Source organism: Stappia sp. TSB10P1A (genome assembly GCF_900185725.1).
In the GTDB taxonomy this organism is placed as follows: domain Bacteria; phylum Pseudomonadota; class Alphaproteobacteria; order Rhizobiales; family Stappiaceae; genus Stappia.
Map to the genome: position 1 here is coordinate 100,415 of NZ_FYAU01000016.1, position 16,540 is coordinate 116,954.

Genomic DNA, 16,540 nt, shown 5'->3' on the forward strand with positions numbered 1-16,540 from the left:
GTGACGGAACCACGCAACCATCCGCCAGCGGACAGGACACGAGGGCAAGCCATGCGGCGCTGGCGGATCGACCCGCAGGAGACGGGCTGGCGCGACACGCCGGAGTTCGAGGCGGCGGTGGCGGACATTCTCGCCGGACGCCTGGTGGCGGTGCCGACGGAAACCGTCTACGGGCTCGCTGCCGACGCCACGAACCCGCTTGCCTGCGCGGCGATCTACGCGGCCAAGGGACGGCCGAGCTTCAACCCGCTGATCGCCCATGTCGCCTCCACCGAGCAGGCCCACCGGCACGGCATCCTCGACGAGCGTGCAAGACGGCTGGCCGACGCCTTCTGGCCCGGACCGCTGACGATGGTGGTCGCCAAGCGACCGGACAGCCCGGTCTGCGATCTGGCGACGGCGGGGCTTGAAACGATTGCGCTGAGGGTACCGGCAGCGGCGATCATGCGTGAACTTTCGTCGGCGAGTGGGCGGCCGATTGCCGCCCCTAGTGCCAATCGCTCCGGCCGCATCAGCGGCACCACGGCGGATGCGGTGGCGGGCGACCTTGGCGAGCACCTTGCCCTGCTGATCGATGCCGGGCCGACCCCGGTGGGCGTGGAATCGACCATCGTCGGTCTAGCCGGGGAGCGGCCGACGCTGCTGCGGCCCGGCGGCGTGTCACGCGCGGAGATCGAGGCGGTGCTGGGCGAGGCTCTTGCCGCCCCCTCCCTCTCCTGCGAAACCGCGCCGGAGGCCCCCGGTATGCTGACCTCCCACTATGCCCCGCGCGCCGGGATGCGGCTGAATGCCGAGCGGATCGAGCCAGGAGAAGCGCTTCTCGCCTTCGGAACGCCGCTGCCTCCCGGCTCCGAGCACGCCGCGGCCGTGGTCCAACTGAGTGAGGATGCCGATCTTCGGCAGGCGGCCGCCCACCTGTTCACCGCCATGCGGCGCCTCGACGCCAGCGGGGCAGAGCGCATCGCCGTCATGCCGGTCCCGGAGACCGGGCTGGGCGAGGCGATCAACGATCGCCTGCGCCGCGCCGCCGCTCCACGGGACTGAGCCGCGAAAGGCGGTCGCGTCCGGGCACCGCAAGACGCATCCACCCGCTCGATCTGACGCAGGGGCACACCAAGATGTTGCCCCGCACAACTTGGGCATCGGGATTTTTTACAGTGAAAAATAAATCCTGATTTTACCAAATTCGATCATTTCATGCTCGAAAACGCCGCCTCTCGCAAATTCCTCCTTCTGAAAGGGGTGCGAATCAATTAGTATTATCATTACCTTCACAGGTGATGCAGCGGACCTCCCCTACGGGCCCTAGACTGCCCGCACCTCTTCCGGGGCCGGCGTTTCAAGCCGCCCCGGTTTTCTTTTGCCCAGAGCCTCAAATTTGCGATTGCCTTCCGCGATCCCCTTGCCTTTGGCTCATTGACAGGGTCTGCCATGGCCGGTCAGATGAGGCACCAAGCGCCCGAAAACGGCCCAAGCTAAGGAAACGCTCTTGGCAACCCTCTACCTGCACCACTCCGCCTATCTCGATCATCTGACCCCTGTCGGTCATCCCGAACGCCCCGACCGGATCCGCGCCATCGACCGGATCCTGGAGCATGAGCGGTTCCAGACGCTGCAACGGGAGACGGCGCCGATGGGGCGGATCCAGGATATCGCCCGGGTCCACCCCTCCTCCTATATCGACATGCTTCACAGGATGGCGCCGCAGGACGGTCTGGTGCGTGTCGACGCCGACACGACCATGTCGCCGGGAAGCTGGGAGGCGGCGATGCGCGGGGTCGGCGGCGCCTGCCAGGCGGTCGACGAAGTGATGACCGGCAAGGTCGGCAATGCCTTCTGCGCCTCGCGGCCGCCGGGACACCATGCGGAAGCGGCCAGGGCCATGGGCTTCTGCCTCTTCAACAATGCCGCGGTGGCCGCCCGCCACGCCCAGCGGGAACATGGCGCCGATCGCGTCGCGATCATCGATTTCGACGTCCATCACGGCAACGGCACCCAGGACATCTTCTGGGCCGACCCGACGGTGATGTACTGCTCGACGCATCAGATGCCGCTCTATCCGGGCTCCGGCGCGGCGAGCGAACGGGGCGAGGCCGACACGATCGTCAACGCGCCGCTTTCGGCCGGCGACGGCGGTGAGGAATTCCGCGAGGCGATGGAGGTGGCGATCCTGCCGCGCATCGAGACCTTCCAACCCGACCTGGTGATCATCTCCGCCGGCTTCGATGCCCATGCCCGCGACCCGCTCGGCGGCCTCAATCTGGTCGAGGCGGACTTTGCCTGGATCACGATGCGGCTGATGGACATTGCCGACCGCAAATGCGGCGGTCGTGTCGTGTCGCTGCTCGAGGGGGGATACGACCTGGAAGGCCTCGCGCGCTCGGCCGCTGCCCATATCATGACCCTGATGAAGTCCTGATCCCGCCCGTCCACAGGCAAGGCGGAAGGCCGGACGGCTTGCCTTGCCCGGTGGCGGGGCGGCTTGTAGGTTGGCACTCCATCGAGGCAGCAAGCAGGAGCAGGCGTGTGACCCGAGACGACACCGACCCGGCGATCGAGGCGCTCGCCTTCGAGGTCGCCCTCAAGGAACTCGAGGAGATCGTCGGCCGGCTCGAACGCGGCGACGTTCCGCTGGAGGAGAGCATCAAGCTCTACTCGCGCGGCGATCTGCTGCGCCGACACTGCGACAAGCTGCTGAAGGCGGCCGAAGCCAAGGTTGAGCGTATCCAGCTTGCCGAGGACGGCAGCGCAACCGGAACGGCCCCGCTCGACGTCGACTGACGCGTTCACCTACTCCTTGAGGTACAGCGCGACGCGCGACAGGAACGCCGTCGACAAGTCCGCGCGGCGCAGGCCGCCGGCGCCGAACAGCGCGTCGAGATCCTCTTTCAGATAGCCGCGATAATAGGGCTCGTGGAAGAGGTCCGGGAACAGCTCCAGCAGTCCGTCGTTTTCCGGCAGATCGCCGTGCTGCAGGCTGTCGATGAAGATCAGACGCCCCCCCGGCTTCAGCACACGGCCGAGCTCGCGGGCGACCACCCGGCGGATCTTCGGCGGCAGTTCGTGGAAGAGGTAGACGCAGGAGATCGCGTCGAGACTGGCATCCGCGAAAGGCAAGCGCTCGGCATTGGCATTGACGAAGCCGACGCGGCGCTGCCGGGCAGGCGGCAGAGCCTCGCGCGCATGTTGCAGATAGGGTAGCGAGAGGTCGACGCCGATGCCGCGAAGCCGCGGGAAGGCGGCAAGGGCCGGGGCCAGCAGGCCGCCCGTGCCGCAGGCGATATCGGCATAGGCGAGCCGTCGCTGGTCGGTCTCGCGCACGAGGCGCGACAGGTGCACCAGGCCCTGCCGCCGCATGGCCGCCGTCGCCCCCTTGAACAGGACCTCGACCTGGAAGTCGTAGATGCGGGCACTGTCGCGCGACAGCCAGCCCTCGGTCTGGAAATGGAAATTCTGCCGGTAGTAGCGCGGCAGGCCGGAGGATGCCTCGCGCGTTGCCTCGAAGACCTCCTGATGTCCACCGGTCACGCGCCGCCGGGCCACCTTCGGCACGTCGGCGAGAAAGCGTCGGCTGAGATCGAGAAAGCCGCGCGGGCCGCCGAACTCGCCCTCCGGCATCGGGTAGTGCCCCGCCTCGACATTGGCGAGATCACGGGCGAACAGCGCTGCGATCTGGGAAAACAGGCGCCGGAGATCGGGTGTCGATATCGACCGGCGCGGCTCTCGGCGCCCGTCTTCGCGATCCTCCGGCTGGGAGGCCGCCTCGCCACCGGCGCGCGCGGCGCGCGCGATCCGGCGGGAGATCGCCTGGGCGATCTCGCCATGCACGGCGAACCAGGCGACACGGCTCCCCTGCCGGGCGGCATAGCGCGCCCTGCGGCCCCAGGTGAAGGCACGTCCGGCAAAGCTCGTTTCCGCCATGGCGTTCTCCCGTCTTTCGACCCGGACCGCCGCGGCAGCTCTCAGCCGCGCGACAGAACCGCAACACCCTCAATATGGGGCGAATAGCGGAACTGATCCACCGGCAGGATCGACGAGATCCGGTAGCCTCCATCGACCAGGATGCGCAGGTCGCGGGCAAGCGTCGCCGGATTGCACGAGACCGCCACCACCGTCGGCACCTTCGAGCGGGCAAGCTCCCGTGCCTGCGCCTCGGCGCCGGCGCGCGGCGGATCGAAGACGACCGCCTCCATCCCGCGTCCATACTCGTCGAGTTCCACCGCGGTCAGCGGGTTTCGGGAAAGATCACGCCGCTCGGCCCTGATCTCCCTGAGCGCCCCCGCCCCGGTTCTCATCGCCCGGTCCAGCGCGGCGAGGGCGGCAGCCTCGCCTTCGACCGCCCGTACCGTTGCCTGCCGGGCAAGGCGCAGGGCAAAGGTGCCCGACCCGCAGAAGAGATCGGCGACCTTGCGTGCCTTGCCGACACCGGCCAGGACGCGGGCGGCCAGCGCCTCCTCCCCTGCTTCCGTCGCCTGGACAAACGCGCCGGGCGGCGGCACCAGCGGTATGCCCCCCATGTCGAGGGTCGGGGCGCGGGCCTCGACCAGCACCTCGCCGTTGAGCGAGAGGCGGGCAATGCCGGCGGCCATCGCCTCCTCGATTAGCGCGGCGCCCCCGCGCGGCTCGACCCTTGCCGAGGACACGAGCGCAAGATCGACGCCGGTGGGCGTGGCAAGGACGTTGAGCGTCACCTCGCCCTTGCGCGGCATCACCCGCGCGGCGAGTTCCTTCAGCGCGGGCAGCAGGGCGACGATCTCCGGCACCAGCACCGGACAGCGGACGACATCGACGAGGCGGTGGCTCGCGCGCTCGTGAAAGCCAAGCAGAATACGGGCTCCGGCCCGCGTCGCGGCGAAGACCGCCCGGCGGCGACCACGCCCGCCCGCGTCCGCCGTCGGCTCGACCAGCGGCTCCACCTCGGCGAGCCCGCGTGCGGCAAGCGCGGCGACGAGTTGCTGGCGCTTCCAGTCGAGGATCGCCGCTTGATCCATATGCTGCAGCACGCAGCCGCCGCAGGTGCCGAAATGCGGGCAGACGGGCTCCACCCGCAGGGGCGAGGGCGTCAGCACCTCCAGCAGACGCGCCCGCGTGCCCTCGCGGCGGACGCGAACGGTCTCCCCCGGCAGCGCGAAGGGAACGTGGACGGGACCTTCAGCGGTCTCCGCCCTGCCTTCGCCCTTGTGGGCAAGGGCGGCGATTTCGAGTGTGACGTCCTGGCTCATGCGCACCGGTTACTCCGCCGCCGGGACACAGGCAAGCCGCATGCGGCAGAAACCGGCAAGACCGGCGATCAGCCGTCCTTGACCGCCGCCAGCAGCCACTCGCGGTTGCCGTCTCCGCCGGTGATCGGCGAGGGTTCAAGGCCGAGCACGGACCAGCCCGGCTGACCGGCGAGCCAGCCGGCGAGATCCCTCACCACACCCTCTCCGATTTCGGCGGCGACCAGCCCGCCCTTGCCGACCGCCTCGCGGCCGGCTTCGAATTGCGGCTTCACCAGGAACAGGCCGCAAGCCCCCGGCGCGGCAAGCCCAAGCGCGGGAGGCAGCGCAAGGCGCAGGGAAATGAAGCTCATGTCGGAGACGACAACGCCGGGGTGCTCACCGCCGAGATCGTCGAGCGTCAGGGCGCGGGCGTTGACCCCGTCGCGGCGCAGCACGCGCAGGTCTCCCGCGACCGACGGGTGCATCTGCCCGTGGCCGACATCGATCGCATGGACCTTGAGCGCGCCGGCCTCCAGCAGCACCTGGGTGAAGCCGCCGGTGGACGCGCCGAGATCAAGGGCAATGCGCCCGGCAACATCGAAAGAAAAGCGCTCGAGCCCGGCCTTGAGCTTCAGGGCCGCGCGCGAGACATAGCCGCCCGCCGGGTCCTCGACGTCGAGCCTGGCCGCAATCGCCACCTTCTGCCCCGGCTTGTCGACGGCCACGCCATCGACCCGGACATGGCCGCGCAGAATGGCATCGCGCGCGCGGGCACGGCTTTCGACAAGCCCGCGCGCCACCAGAAGCTGGTCAAGCCGCTCACGCTCCGCCATGGCTCAGAAGCAATTGGCGATGCCGGTGAGCAACCGGTCGACATAGATGCGCTCGCCGTAGACCCACCACAGGACCCCCGTCGCAGCGAAAGCCGCCGCGAAGAACAGTCCGGCAGGAAGGAGCAGATCAGAGCGCATGTCGACAGGTCCGGTTCAGGTCGCCTCAGGACGCATTATCGATGAGGCGACGCAGTTTGGCCATGGCGTTTTCCGGGGCCTCGTCATAGGCGATGGTCCCGACGAAGCGGTTGTCCTTGTCCATCAGGAACACCGCAGCCGAGTGGTCCATCGTATAATCGCCATCGTCGAGCGGCACCCGGCGGGCATAGACGCGATAGGCCTTGATCATCTGCTCCGCCTGCTCGGGCGTGCCGGTGAGCGGCCGGATGCGCTTGTCGAAGGCGGCGACATAGTCCCGCATGACCTCCGGCGTATCTCGCTCCGGATCGACGGAGACGAAGGCGAAATTCATCTTGTCCGCATCCGGGCCGAGTTGCTCGATCCACATCTGGGTTTCGGCCAGCGTGGTCGGGCAAACATCCGGGCAGAAGGTGAAACCGAAGAAATAGGCCGCCGGCTTGCCGCGGAAGTCGGCGTCGGTGACGATCGTCCCGGTCGACGCATCGGTCATCGTGAAGGGGCCGCCAATGCTGGCGACCGGCGAGATCAGCCCCTCGCCTTCCGGCGCGACATATTGCTGATAGCCGACATAGCCCATGGCGCCGAGCAGCGCGATCACCGCTGCCCAGGCGACATAGCGCAGGATCTTCAGTGCGGACATGCTGGCTTACTCCTTCACGCCCTGCTTGCCGTGGCCGGGCATCCCATGCCCCGGCATGGCCTTGGCGCCCATCTTCTCCACCGTGAACGTGACCTCGACCTCGCCGGCTTTTTCAAAGGTCAGCGTCGCGGTAACGGTTTCGCCTTCCTTCAGCGGCTCGACGATATCCATGAACATCACATGATAGCTGCCCGGCTTCAGTTCCAGCGTTCCACCGGCCGGAACCTCGACGCCGTCCGCCATCTCGCGCATTTTCATGACGCCGTCCACCACCGCCATCTCATGGATCTCGGTGCGGCTGGAGACCGGCGACACGGCTGCGACGAGACGATCGGCCTCGCCGGAATTGGTGATTGTGAGAAAACCGCCACCGGCACGCGCCTGGGGCGGCGTGGCGCGGGTCCAGGCGCCCGACAGGGTGAGGGCGCCGACGGTCACGTCCTGCGCAAGTGCCGACAGAGTGGCTGCCGGCAGGGTCGCGGTGGCGAGAAGGGCGGCAAGGGCAAGCTTGGAAAAGTAGGTCATTTTCGTCTCCCGAAAATCGATATCTAACAGCTCAGTCCCGTGGCGACATCGACAAGGCGCAAAGACGGGACATGGCGCAGGACGGCAGGCGGGGTGTGAAGTGTTCGCGCGCTGCCGGGTCAGATCCTGGCGGGAGGCGGTGCCCGAATGGCTCCGGCACGGATGGTCAGACCGACGAGAGGCGCCTCGCGGCGAGAGCCCAGCGGGACCAGCAGGCTCGTCCGATACGGGGGCTCGGCGGTCGCAACAGATACTGCCGCGAGGGCCGTGAACACCGAGGCGGAATGCGGGCACACCGGCCCGCAGGGGCACAGACCCGGGATATGGTGCAAGGGGCCGGAACCAGGTTCCTCCTCTGCGGCGGTACTGCCAAGACAAAGGGAGGACAGGGCCTGCGCCTGGTCCTCCCCGACCTGTGCCAGCGTCATCGGCACGGCAGCCAGTTGCAGCAGCAGAGCCAGCGCGCATGCCAGCGCAAGCGGCAAGGCTTCGCGGCGCAGAAGACCGAACAGGGTCGTTCGCTGGATCATCGTGCGACAATGCCCCAACCTGCCCGCCCGGTCGAGAGATGAGATGCCGCAGGCCCGAACGCCACGGTCATGGTCAATCCGCCCGCGTCTCGGCAGCCGGCGCGCCACGCTCCGCAATGCGCGCCTCCGGGCCAGCGGAACTCTCTGCCGCGGATTCCGCCGACATGGCGGGCGTCAGATATTCCTCGCCTATGGCCGCGGCCGCCGCTCCCGTCAGATCGTCGGAGACATGGTCATAGGCCGGGAACTCCTCCGGCGGGATGACCGAGGGATCCTCCAGGTCCAGCGGCTCGGGGCTCAGGACCGTGCCCACCTGCGCCGAGGCCGCGTAGTCGAAGTCGGTCTTTTCCTCGATCGAGGGCGCCGCGCGCTGGAAAAGGCGCGACAGGATATAGAGCCCCATCAGCGCCTGGATCACCGCCACCTGGAGGAACAGGCCCCAGGAGCCGACGGACTGCATCAGATAGGCGGCCGTGAGCGGGCCGAAGGACGAGCCGATGCCGAACGCGAGGTTCATGCCCGACGACGTCTCGACATAGTCGCTGCGATCCGCGTGATCGAAGGCATGCGAGGCCGCGATCGCATAGGCCGGCTGCGTGGCGATGCCGGCAAGCAGCACCAGCGCGATGGCCATGGCGAAACCGTTGATCGGCACGGTCATGAACACGATGCTGACGACGACGGCGGAGGCGGCTAGGCCCAGCAGCACGAGGCGGCGGTCCAGCCTGTCGGACAGGCGGCCGATCGGCCATTGCGAGAGCGCGCCAGCGCCGACGAAGGCGGCGGCGAAATAGGCCGCCTGGCTGGTGGTCAAGCCGATCTGGATGGCATAGAGCGGCGTCAGCATCCACAGTGCACCCTGGGTGATGCCGATCATCAGAACCGCGACCAGCGCAGTCGGAGAGTTGCGATAGAGCTTCACCGGCCGGAACCGTACGACGGTGATCGGCGCGGGCTGGTTGGCCGTGGTCAGCGAAACGGGAATCACCGCGAGACTGACCGTCACCGACGCAATCGCGAAGGGGATGAATGTGGCGATATCCATCACCGTCAGCGACAGTTGCCCGGCGGTCATCGCCGCGTAGACCAGCACGATATAGATCGACATGATCGTGCCGCGGTTCTCGTTCGAAGCCTGCTCGTTGAGCCAGCTTTCGACGATCATGTAGAAACCGGCGAGGCAGAAGCCGGAGATGACGCGGATGGCGCTCCAGGCCAAGGGCTCGACCATGATCGGATGCAGGATGGCGGCGGCGGACATCAGCGACACCAGGGCGGCGAACGCACGGATGTGCCCGGCGCGCATGATCACGTAAGGCGCGCCAAGACAGCCGAGAACCAGGCCAATGAAATAGCTCGACGACACCAGGCCGATCTCGAGATCGGAAAAACCGGCCTGGGAGCCGGCCAGCGGGATCAGCGTGCTCTGCAGTCCGTGACCGGTGACGAGCAGTGCGATCGCGATCAGAAGGGCCGATACCGGGGCCAGCGCCTGCGCCATGTCGCGCCCTTTCCTCACAGATGCGGGCCGGTGTCCCGGCCGGGGTGGTTGCGCGGAAGGTTGAGGCAGTGCGGCCCGGCGCTGCCCGACACATCCCGACGCGATGACTGCGGCGCGCGCGGGCGCACACGTGACGTCGCCGGGACCGTTTCAATATTCGCGTGCCGGTGTCAATGCACGCAAGGCGCATGGCGCTGCCCGGGCAGGGCATGGGTCATGCGGGCGCCACCCAGGCGGCGGCGTCACGCCAGGAGCGCGGCCGTCTCGCTCCCGCGCCCGAGCGCCGAGAACACCGTGTGCAGGATGCCGCGGACATCGAGGCCGGCCTCGGCATACATGCGCTCCGGCTTGTCGTGTTCGATGAAGCGGTCGGGCAGGCACATCGGCCGGACCTTGAGACCGGCATCCAGCGCGCCGCGCTCGGCCAGAAGCTGCAGCACATGCGAGCCGAAGCCGCCGACGGAGCCTTCCTCGACCAGCACCAGGACCTCGTGCTCGCGGGCCAGCCGCAGCACCATGTCCTCGTCGAGCGGCTTTGCGAAACGGGCATCGGCAACGGTCGTCGACAGGCCGGCCGCGTCGAGCTCATCCGCCGCCAGCAGGCACTCGCGCAGCCTTGTGCCGAAGGACAGCAGCGCGACCTTGCTCCCTTCCCGCACGATCCGGCCCTTGCCGATTTCCAGAACCTGTCCGCGCTGCGGCAGGTCGATGCCGACGCCCTCGCCGCGCGGATAGCGGAAGGAGATCGGCCCCTGGTCATAGGCTGCGGCCGTCGCCACCATGTGGCGAAGCTCCGCCTCGTCGGCCGCCGCCATGACGACGAACCCGGGCAGGCAGGCGAGATAGGCCGTGTCGAAACTGCCGGCATGGGTCGGGCCGTCGGCACCGACCAGGCCGGCCCGGTCGATCGGGAAGCGCACCGGCAGGCCCTGGATGGCGACATCGTGCACCACCTGGTCGTAACCGCGCTGCAGGAAGGTCGAATAGATCGCGCAGAACGGCTTGTAGCCTTCCGTCGCCATGCCGGCGGCGAAGGTCACCGCATGCTGCTCGGCGATGCCGACATCGAAGGTCCGCTCCGGGAAGACCTCGCCGAAGAGATCGAGACCCGTACCGTCCGGCATCGCCGCCGTGACCGCCACGATGCGCTCGTCGTGGCGCGCCTCCTCGACGAGGCTCTCGGCGAAGACGCGGGTGTAGCTCGGCGCGTTGGCCTTGGGCTTGGACTGTTCGCCGGTGATGACGTCGAACTTGGCGACGCCATGATACTTGTCGGCGGAATTCTCGGCCGGCGCATAGCCCTTGCCCTTGCGGGTCACGACATGAATCAGCACGGGCCCCTGATGCGTGTCGCGAACGTTCTTCAGCACGGGCAGCAGGTGGTCGAGATTGTGACCGTCGACCGGGCCGACATAATAGAAGCCCAGTTCCTCGAACATGGTGCCGCCGGTCCAGAAGCCGCGGGCATATTCCTCGGCCCTGGCGGCCTTCTGCTGCAGGTGCCGCGGCAGGGCCTTGGCGAGCTGCTTGGCGGCATCGCGCAAGGTCAGATAGGTGCGCCCCGACACCAGGCGGGCAAGATAGGCGCTCATCGCGCCGACGGGCGGGGCGATCGACATGTCGTTGTCGTTGAGAATGACGATCAGCCGCGAATGCTGGGCACCCGCGTTGTTCATGGCCTCATAGGCCATGCCCGCCGACATGGCACCGTCGCCGATCACCGCGATGATGTTGTTGGAGCGCCCGTCGAGATCGCGGGCCACCGCCATGCCGAGGCCGGCGGAAATCGAGGTCGAGGAATGCGCCGCGCCGAAAGGATCATATTCGCTTTCGGAGCGCTTGGTGAAGCCGGACAGTCCGCCGCCCTGGCGCAGGGTGCGGATCCGCTCGCGCCGTCCGGTCAGGATCTTGTGTGGATAGCACTGATGGCCGACGTCCCAGATCAACCGGTCGTCCGGCGTGTTGAAGACGTAGTGAATCGCCGTCGTCAGTTCGACAACGCCAAGTCCCGCCCCCAGATGACCGCCTGTGACCGAAACCGCGTCGATCACCTCTGCGCGCAGTTCGTCCGCAAGCTGGCGCAGGTCGCGCTCGGAGAGTTGGCGCAGGTCGCTCGGCGAACGGACAGTGTCGAGCAGCGGCGTTTCGGGGCGATTGTACACGGAAGCGATCCCAGGAGTTCGACGCGAGACGGCGGAAGCGGCACATGCTCCCGTCACCCTGTGGCGGCCAGGCTATGACGGCCAAGGTCGCTCAATACCACCATGTAGACATAGGGCGCAAATCCACTGCTCGCATCCCCCCGCAATCGCGCCGAAAATGCGGCAACCGTGCGGGGAGAATATCACTATTCGAGCCGGGGGAATGCAACCCTGGGTAAATCAATACCTGTCGAAACTTCTGATATAGCGGGAAAATTCTGGTTTTACCCACCCATTTAGGTGATGCAAGAGGCATGAAAAGCTACTAAATACAGGTTGTGGTCGATGGGGCCACGTGCACAGTGATCGACTTGAGGCCGTGCCTTTGGCACGGCCTCCTTTTTGTGCAGGTGCCCGTTTGCGCGCCCTCTCCGTGCCCGGCCTGCGCGGTTCCGCCGCAGGCCGGGGGCGCCGCAATCACACCTCGCGGATCTCCGTCGTCTCGATGACGATGCCGAAACCCTCAAGCCCCACATAGCGGCGCTGTCGGGAAGCCAGCAGGGTGATCGAGTTGACGCCGAGATCCTTGAGGATCTGGGCACCGAGGCCGATTTCCCGCCAGTGCTCCTCGCGCGCCTGGGCCGACTGATGCTCTTCGGCCTCGGCGGCGGCAAGGTCGGTGCGCGCGCGGCGCGCCTGGCGGGCAACGCCGACGGAGCCTTCGCGCAGGTAGACGACGATGCCGCGGCCACGCGCCGCGAAATCCCGCATCACGTCGTCCATGACCCGCGCATCGCCGAACACATCGTCGAGCACCGATTCCAGTTGCAGGCGCACCGGCACATTGCGGCCGTCGAGAATGTCGCCGAAGACCACCGCCACGTGATGCATCGGGTCGTAGGGCGTCGAATAGGTCACCGCATAGGCCGGGCCGGCGATGGTTTCGATCGGCTGCTCCGCGACCCGCTCGACCAGCCGCTCCATCCGCTGACGCCAGGCGATGAGATCGGCGACGGACACCATCTTGAGATTGTGGCGGGCGGCGAATTCGGCCACTTCCGGCCCGCGCTTGACCGTTCCGTCGTCGTTGACGAGTTCGGAGATCACCCCCACCTCCGGCAGACCGGCAAGACGGCAGAGATCGACCGCCGCCTCGGTATGGCCGGAGCGCATCAGCACGCCGCCCTCGCGGGCGACCAGCGGAAAGATGTGGCCCGGGCGGGCAAAATCGGCGGCCCCGGCATTGGGATTGGCGAGCCCGCGGACGGTCGAGCAGCGCTCCTCGGCGGAAATGCCGGTGGTCAGGCCATGGCGATAGTCGACCGAGATGGTGAAGGCCGTCGACAGCGGCGCGTCGTTGTCGGCAACCATCGGGTCGAGGCGCAGGCGGCGAGCGTTTTCGCGCGTCATCGGCGCGCAGACGATGCCGGAGGTGTGGCGGACCATGAAGGCCATCTGTTCCGGCGTGATCAGCGAGGCGGCAACGATCAGGTCGCCCTCGTTCTCCCGGTCGTCGTCGTCGGTAACCACAAGCATTTCGCCGCGTTCGAAGGCGCGCAGCGCCTCCGCAACGCGTGTCTGGGACATGTCCACGTTTGAAGATCCTTTCAAGCCAAGCAGGTCGTTCGGGGTCACGGCGCCACCGGTGGCGGCGGCGATCCGTTCCGCGCTTTCGCGCGAGACCCAGACGCCCGGATCGTTGCACAGGGCGGTCACAGCCGCCGGCGACAGGCCGGCGCGGCGGGCAAAGGCCGACCGGGTTTCCTTGTTGAGGGTAAGCCAAGCATCCAGACGCATGCCCGGATGCTAGTCTCGGACAATTTCAGTTACAATGAAAAATATCGAGAAATTCAGTGATACTGAATTTATCCGACCTGCCCGCGGTGGCGCAGATAGTGATCGGCGATGACGCAGGCCAGCATCGCCTCGCCCACCGGCACGGCGCGGATGCCGACGCAGGGGTCATGCCGCCCCTTGGTCCGCACATCCACTTCCTCGCCCGACCGGGTCACCGAACGGCGCGGGGTCAGGATCGACGAGGTCGGCTTGACGGCAAAGCGCGCGACGACCGGCTCGCCGGAGGAAATGCCGCCGAGAATGCCGCCGGCATGGTTGGTGAGGAACACCGGGCGCCCATCGGCGCCGATCCGCATTTCGTCGGCATTTTCCTCGCCGGTCAGGGAAGCCGCTTCGAAGCCATTGCCGATCTCCACACCCTTGACCGCGTTGATCGACATCAGGGCGGCGGCGATCTCCTGATCGAGCTTGCCGTAGAGCGGTGCGCCGAGACCGGCCGGCACGCCCTCGGCCACCACCTCGACCACGGCGCCGACGGAAGAGCCGTCCTTGCGGATCTGGTCGAGATAGTCCGACCAGCGCGCGGCCGTCGTCGCATCGGGACAGAAGAACGGATTGTTGCCGATCTCGTCCCAGTTCCAGCGGCTGCGGTCGACCTTGTGCGGCCCGACCTGCACCAGTGCGCCGCGCACCACGAGCCCCGGCACCACTTTGCGGGCGATGCCGCCGGCGGCAACGCGCGCCGCCGTCTCACGCGCGGATGAGCGCCCGCCGCCGCGATAGTCCCGGATGCCGTATTTGGCGTCATAGGTGAAATCGGCATGGCCGGGGCGGTAGCTCTCACGGATCTCGGAATAGTCCTTCGAGCGCTGGTCGGTGTTCTCGATCATCAGCGAGATCGGCGTCCCGGTGGTGCGCTGAACGCCGTGGTCGTCGCTCATCACGCCGGAAAGGATGCGCACCGCGTCCGCCTCGCGCCGCTGGGTCGTGTATTTCGACTGGCCGGGCTTCCGCTTGTCGAGAAAGGTCTGGATCTCGGCTTCGGTCAGTTCGATGCGCGGCGGACAGCCGTCGACGACGCAGCCAAGCGCCGGGCCATGGCTCTCGCCCCAGGTGGTGACACGGAAAAGATGGCCGAAGGTATTGTGCGACATCTGGGGATCCGGAACATGACCGACAAACGGACTGGCACAGGTCTTCTAAAGCGCCCGGCCGCGCAGGGAAACCGCAAAAGCGACAAGGAGCTTTCAGGCGGCAGCGCCGGACGATTGCTCTGCCAGCCGCTGCTTGAAATCCTGCGCGGCGCGCGCATAGCCGCCATCGGCTCCATCGATGAAATGGATATGGCGGTTTTCCTCAAGACTGAAGACAAGGCAGGTCATCAGCGCCTCGTCGGAGAGATGCAGGCCGTAGACCAGATGCCCCGCCGCCTCTCCCTTTTGCAGATAGGCGGTAAGAGCCTCCAGTTCGCGCCCGTCGAGGTCGAGCACGAGGCGCAGCATGTCGTCGAACTTGCGAAAGTCGGTGTTGAGCGCGAGCTGATGCAGATAGTGCTCCGGTTCGAACGGGCCGATGCGCCGGCCAGTGGCAACGCTGACGACGACGGCGACGCATGCAGCCAGCCCGGCCAGGTAGGCGCGCCACCGGCTGCGGCGCCAGCCAACCATCCGCGCCTCGATCTTCAGCCCCGCAGGGGGAAAACGGAACTTCAGCGAACTGCGGCGCACCGGAGCGCTCGCGGGGTCTGCTCCCGTCAGATCGATGCCGAGCATGCCGCGAAGATCGTCGAGAATCCCGCTCAACTCCTCCATGCGGCCGCTGGCGGGCCGCAGGAGCAGCGTCGCGATCCTGCCACGGCGCGCCGGCAGCGGCTCCCAGCGACAGGACAGGCCGTCGAGCGGCGCGGGCTCCACGACATCCGGCTCGACGAGCCGGTAGGGGGCGACGCGCGCCTCGTCCTTGAGAATCGTCTCCGCAAGCTCGATGCCGCCGCCCGAGAACATGGCCAGGTTGTTGCCCCGGCTGAGTTCGAACTTCGCGACCCGCAGATCGGCCCCCTCTGCCCGCAGGGAGACGACCGGAATGGCCGCGACCCGCAGATCGAGGCTGGCCGTCTCCCGCGCCATCGCGCGAACGGAGACGAGCGCACGACCGGCCTCCTCGGCAAGCGCCGGAGGCACCGCCACCAGCGCGCCGTCACCGCCGAACACGAACGGAAGCTCGATGCGCCCCGCCACGTTCAACACCGCAGAAACGACTGCCGCCGCAACCATATTGACATGTTTGTAGCGCCCGGCGGCGATGGCATCGCGCGAGCGGACGATGTCCGAGGCCAGAAGGATCCAGTCATCGGGAAGCGGCTCGAAGGCGGCCGCATCGCTCACTTTCGCGAACTCGCTGAACACCGGTAAGGCTTGGTAGAAGTGTCCGGTTCCCTCGGTCATATCGCTCACGACACCATCCTTCCGCCTCACGCGGCAGTGTCCGCCACCGCTGCACCGCAGGCAAGGCATTCCGCCCTGCCAGTTGCCGATATCAGGAGCGGATCGAATCTCTTCAAGAACGGATATGGGCGCCGTCAGGCCTCCAGCAGACGCTTCCGCAAAGCGTGCAGACGCCGGGAGAGATCCCTCACCTCCTCCGGGTCGAGTCCGACGGCGGCCGCGATGCAGTCGGGCACCGCGCCCGCCGCCTGCTCGAGATCGCGCCCTTTGGGCGTCAGATGAACCCGCACGACCCGCTCGTCCTCGGCGTCCCGCGTGCGCCGGATCAGCCCGAGGCTTTCAAGCCGCTTGAGCAGCGGCGTCAGCGTGTTGGACTCCAGGTCCATGTGCCGGCCGATGTCCTTCACCATGCGGTTGTCCGCCTGCCACAGCAGCAGCATCACCAGATACTGCGGATAGGTCAGGCCGATATCGGCCAGCGCCTGGCGGTAGAGATGGTTGAAGGCGTGGGATGCCGCGTAGACGGAAAAGCACAGAAGCTCTTGCGGCAGACCGCGGGTCGCCCCGTCATCGTCAAGCATGTTGGGGTCAAGCATGTTGGGGTCGGGCGTATCGGGCACCATGTCGGATCTCCTATGAGCTGGATATAGATCGCGCGCGATCTTTTATCAAGCCCCTGTTCCCGGCCATGCAAAGCCGCCGCGGCCGACGCCCTTCGCCGGCTGGCGACCCGGTCGATGCGGCGACCGGCGCCATCGAAACGCCATGCTTGACTGGCAGACTGAAA

The 16,540-nt window shown here is 67.2% G+C and carries 16 protein-coding genes; 3 read left to right on the forward strand and 13 right to left on the reverse strand.

Annotated features, from left to right (window positions below; translation table 11 throughout):
• Positions 1 to 51: 51 nt before the first annotated feature.
• The 3 genes from TSB10P1A_RS05400 (at position 52) to TSB10P1A_RS23675 (ending at position 2,781) form a co-directional block, all read left to right on the forward strand.
• Positions 52 to 1,044: an L-threonylcarbamoyladenylate synthase gene (locus TSB10P1A_RS05400; protein ID WP_186386883.1), complete on the forward strand. Its 993-nt coding sequence runs from the start codon at positions 52 to 54 to the stop codon at positions 1,042 to 1,044.
• Between the two features lie 445 nt (positions 1,045 to 1,489).
• Positions 1,490 to 2,419: a histone deacetylase family protein gene (locus TSB10P1A_RS05405; protein WP_186386884.1), complete on the forward strand. Its 930-nt coding sequence runs from the start codon at positions 1,490 to 1,492 to the stop codon at positions 2,417 to 2,419.
• Between the two features lie 107 nt (positions 2,420 to 2,526).
• A complete protein-coding gene (locus TSB10P1A_RS23675; protein ID WP_244292997.1) occupies positions 2,527 to 2,781 on the forward strand; it encodes an exodeoxyribonuclease VII small subunit in 255 nt (84 codons plus the stop codon).
• Between the two features lie 9 nt (positions 2,782 to 2,790).
• Here the strand turns inward: TSB10P1A_RS23675 and TSB10P1A_RS05415 are convergent, their stop codons facing one another.
• The 13 genes from TSB10P1A_RS05415 to TSB10P1A_RS05470 all read right to left on the reverse strand — a co-directional run bounded on the left by TSB10P1A_RS05415 (position 2,791) and on the right by TSB10P1A_RS05470 (position 16,376).
• On the reverse strand, positions 2,791 to 3,921 hold the full coding sequence (locus TSB10P1A_RS05415) for a class I SAM-dependent methyltransferase (RefSeq protein WP_186386886.1): 1,131 nt from the start codon (positions 3,919 to 3,921) through the stop codon (positions 2,791 to 2,793).
• 41 nt (positions 3,922 to 3,962) lie between these two features.
• Positions 3,963 to 5,222 (reverse strand): class I SAM-dependent RNA methyltransferase, encoded by a 1,260-nt coding sequence (locus TSB10P1A_RS05420; RefSeq protein WP_186386887.1) that lies wholly within the window; start codon positions 5,220 to 5,222, stop codon positions 3,963 to 3,965.
• A 68-nt stretch (positions 5,223 to 5,290) separates the two neighbouring features.
• The gene (locus tag TSB10P1A_RS05425; RefSeq protein ID WP_186386888.1) at positions 5,291 to 6,034 is read right to left on the reverse strand and encodes a TlyA family RNA methyltransferase; all 744 of its coding nucleotides are present in this window, start codon (positions 6,032 to 6,034) and stop codon (positions 5,291 to 5,293) included.
• Between the two features lie 3 nt (positions 6,035 to 6,037).
• On the reverse strand, positions 6,038 to 6,172 hold the full coding sequence (locus TSB10P1A_RS23870; RefSeq protein ID WP_256376563.1) for a hypothetical protein: 135 nt from the start codon (positions 6,170 to 6,172) through the stop codon (positions 6,038 to 6,040).
• 25 nt (positions 6,173 to 6,197) lie between these two features.
• Positions 6,198 to 6,815, reverse strand: coding sequence for an SCO family protein (locus TSB10P1A_RS05430; RefSeq protein ID WP_186386889.1), 618 nt, complete (start codon positions 6,813 to 6,815; stop codon positions 6,198 to 6,200).
• 6 nt (positions 6,816 to 6,821) lie between these two features.
• On the reverse strand, positions 6,822 to 7,340 hold the full coding sequence (locus TSB10P1A_RS05435) for a copper chaperone PCu(A)C (protein ID WP_186386890.1): 519 nt from the start codon (positions 7,338 to 7,340) through the stop codon (positions 6,822 to 6,824).
• A 119-nt stretch (positions 7,341 to 7,459) separates the two neighbouring features.
• Positions 7,460 to 7,870: a hypothetical protein gene (locus TSB10P1A_RS05440; RefSeq protein WP_186386891.1), complete on the reverse strand. Its 411-nt coding sequence runs from the start codon at positions 7,868 to 7,870 to the stop codon at positions 7,460 to 7,462.
• Between the two features lie 73 nt (positions 7,871 to 7,943).
• Positions 7,944 to 9,371 carry an MFS transporter gene (locus TSB10P1A_RS05445; protein WP_186386892.1) on the reverse strand — a complete coding sequence of 476 codons (1,428 nt, stop codon included), beginning with the start codon at positions 9,369 to 9,371 and terminating at the stop codon, positions 7,944 to 7,946.
• A 242-nt stretch (positions 9,372 to 9,613) separates the two neighbouring features.
• Entirely contained in the window at positions 9,614 to 11,533 is a 1,920-nt protein-coding gene (gene dxs / locus TSB10P1A_RS05450; RefSeq protein ID WP_186386893.1) for a 1-deoxy-D-xylulose-5-phosphate synthase, read from the reverse strand.
• Between the two features lie 456 nt (positions 11,534 to 11,989).
• The gene (gene ribB / locus TSB10P1A_RS05455; RefSeq protein WP_186386894.1) at positions 11,990 to 13,309 is read right to left on the reverse strand and encodes a 3,4-dihydroxy-2-butanone-4-phosphate synthase; all 1,320 of its coding nucleotides are present in this window, start codon (positions 13,307 to 13,309) and stop codon (positions 11,990 to 11,992) included.
• A gap of 68 nt (positions 13,310 to 13,377) precedes the next feature.
• Positions 13,378 to 14,463, reverse strand: coding sequence for a chorismate synthase (gene aroC, locus TSB10P1A_RS05460; RefSeq protein WP_186386895.1), 1,086 nt, complete (start codon positions 14,461 to 14,463; stop codon positions 13,378 to 13,380).
• 93 nt (positions 14,464 to 14,556) lie between these two features.
• Entirely contained in the window at positions 14,557 to 15,753 is a 1,197-nt protein-coding gene (locus TSB10P1A_RS05465; protein ID WP_186386896.1) for a DUF3095 family protein, read from the reverse strand.
• Positions 15,754 to 15,887: 134 nt separating this feature from the next.
• Positions 15,888 to 16,376, reverse strand: coding sequence for a MarR family winged helix-turn-helix transcriptional regulator (locus TSB10P1A_RS05470; RefSeq protein WP_186386897.1), 489 nt, complete (start codon positions 16,374 to 16,376; stop codon positions 15,888 to 15,890).
• Between the last annotated feature and the right edge of the window lie 164 nt (positions 16,377 to 16,540).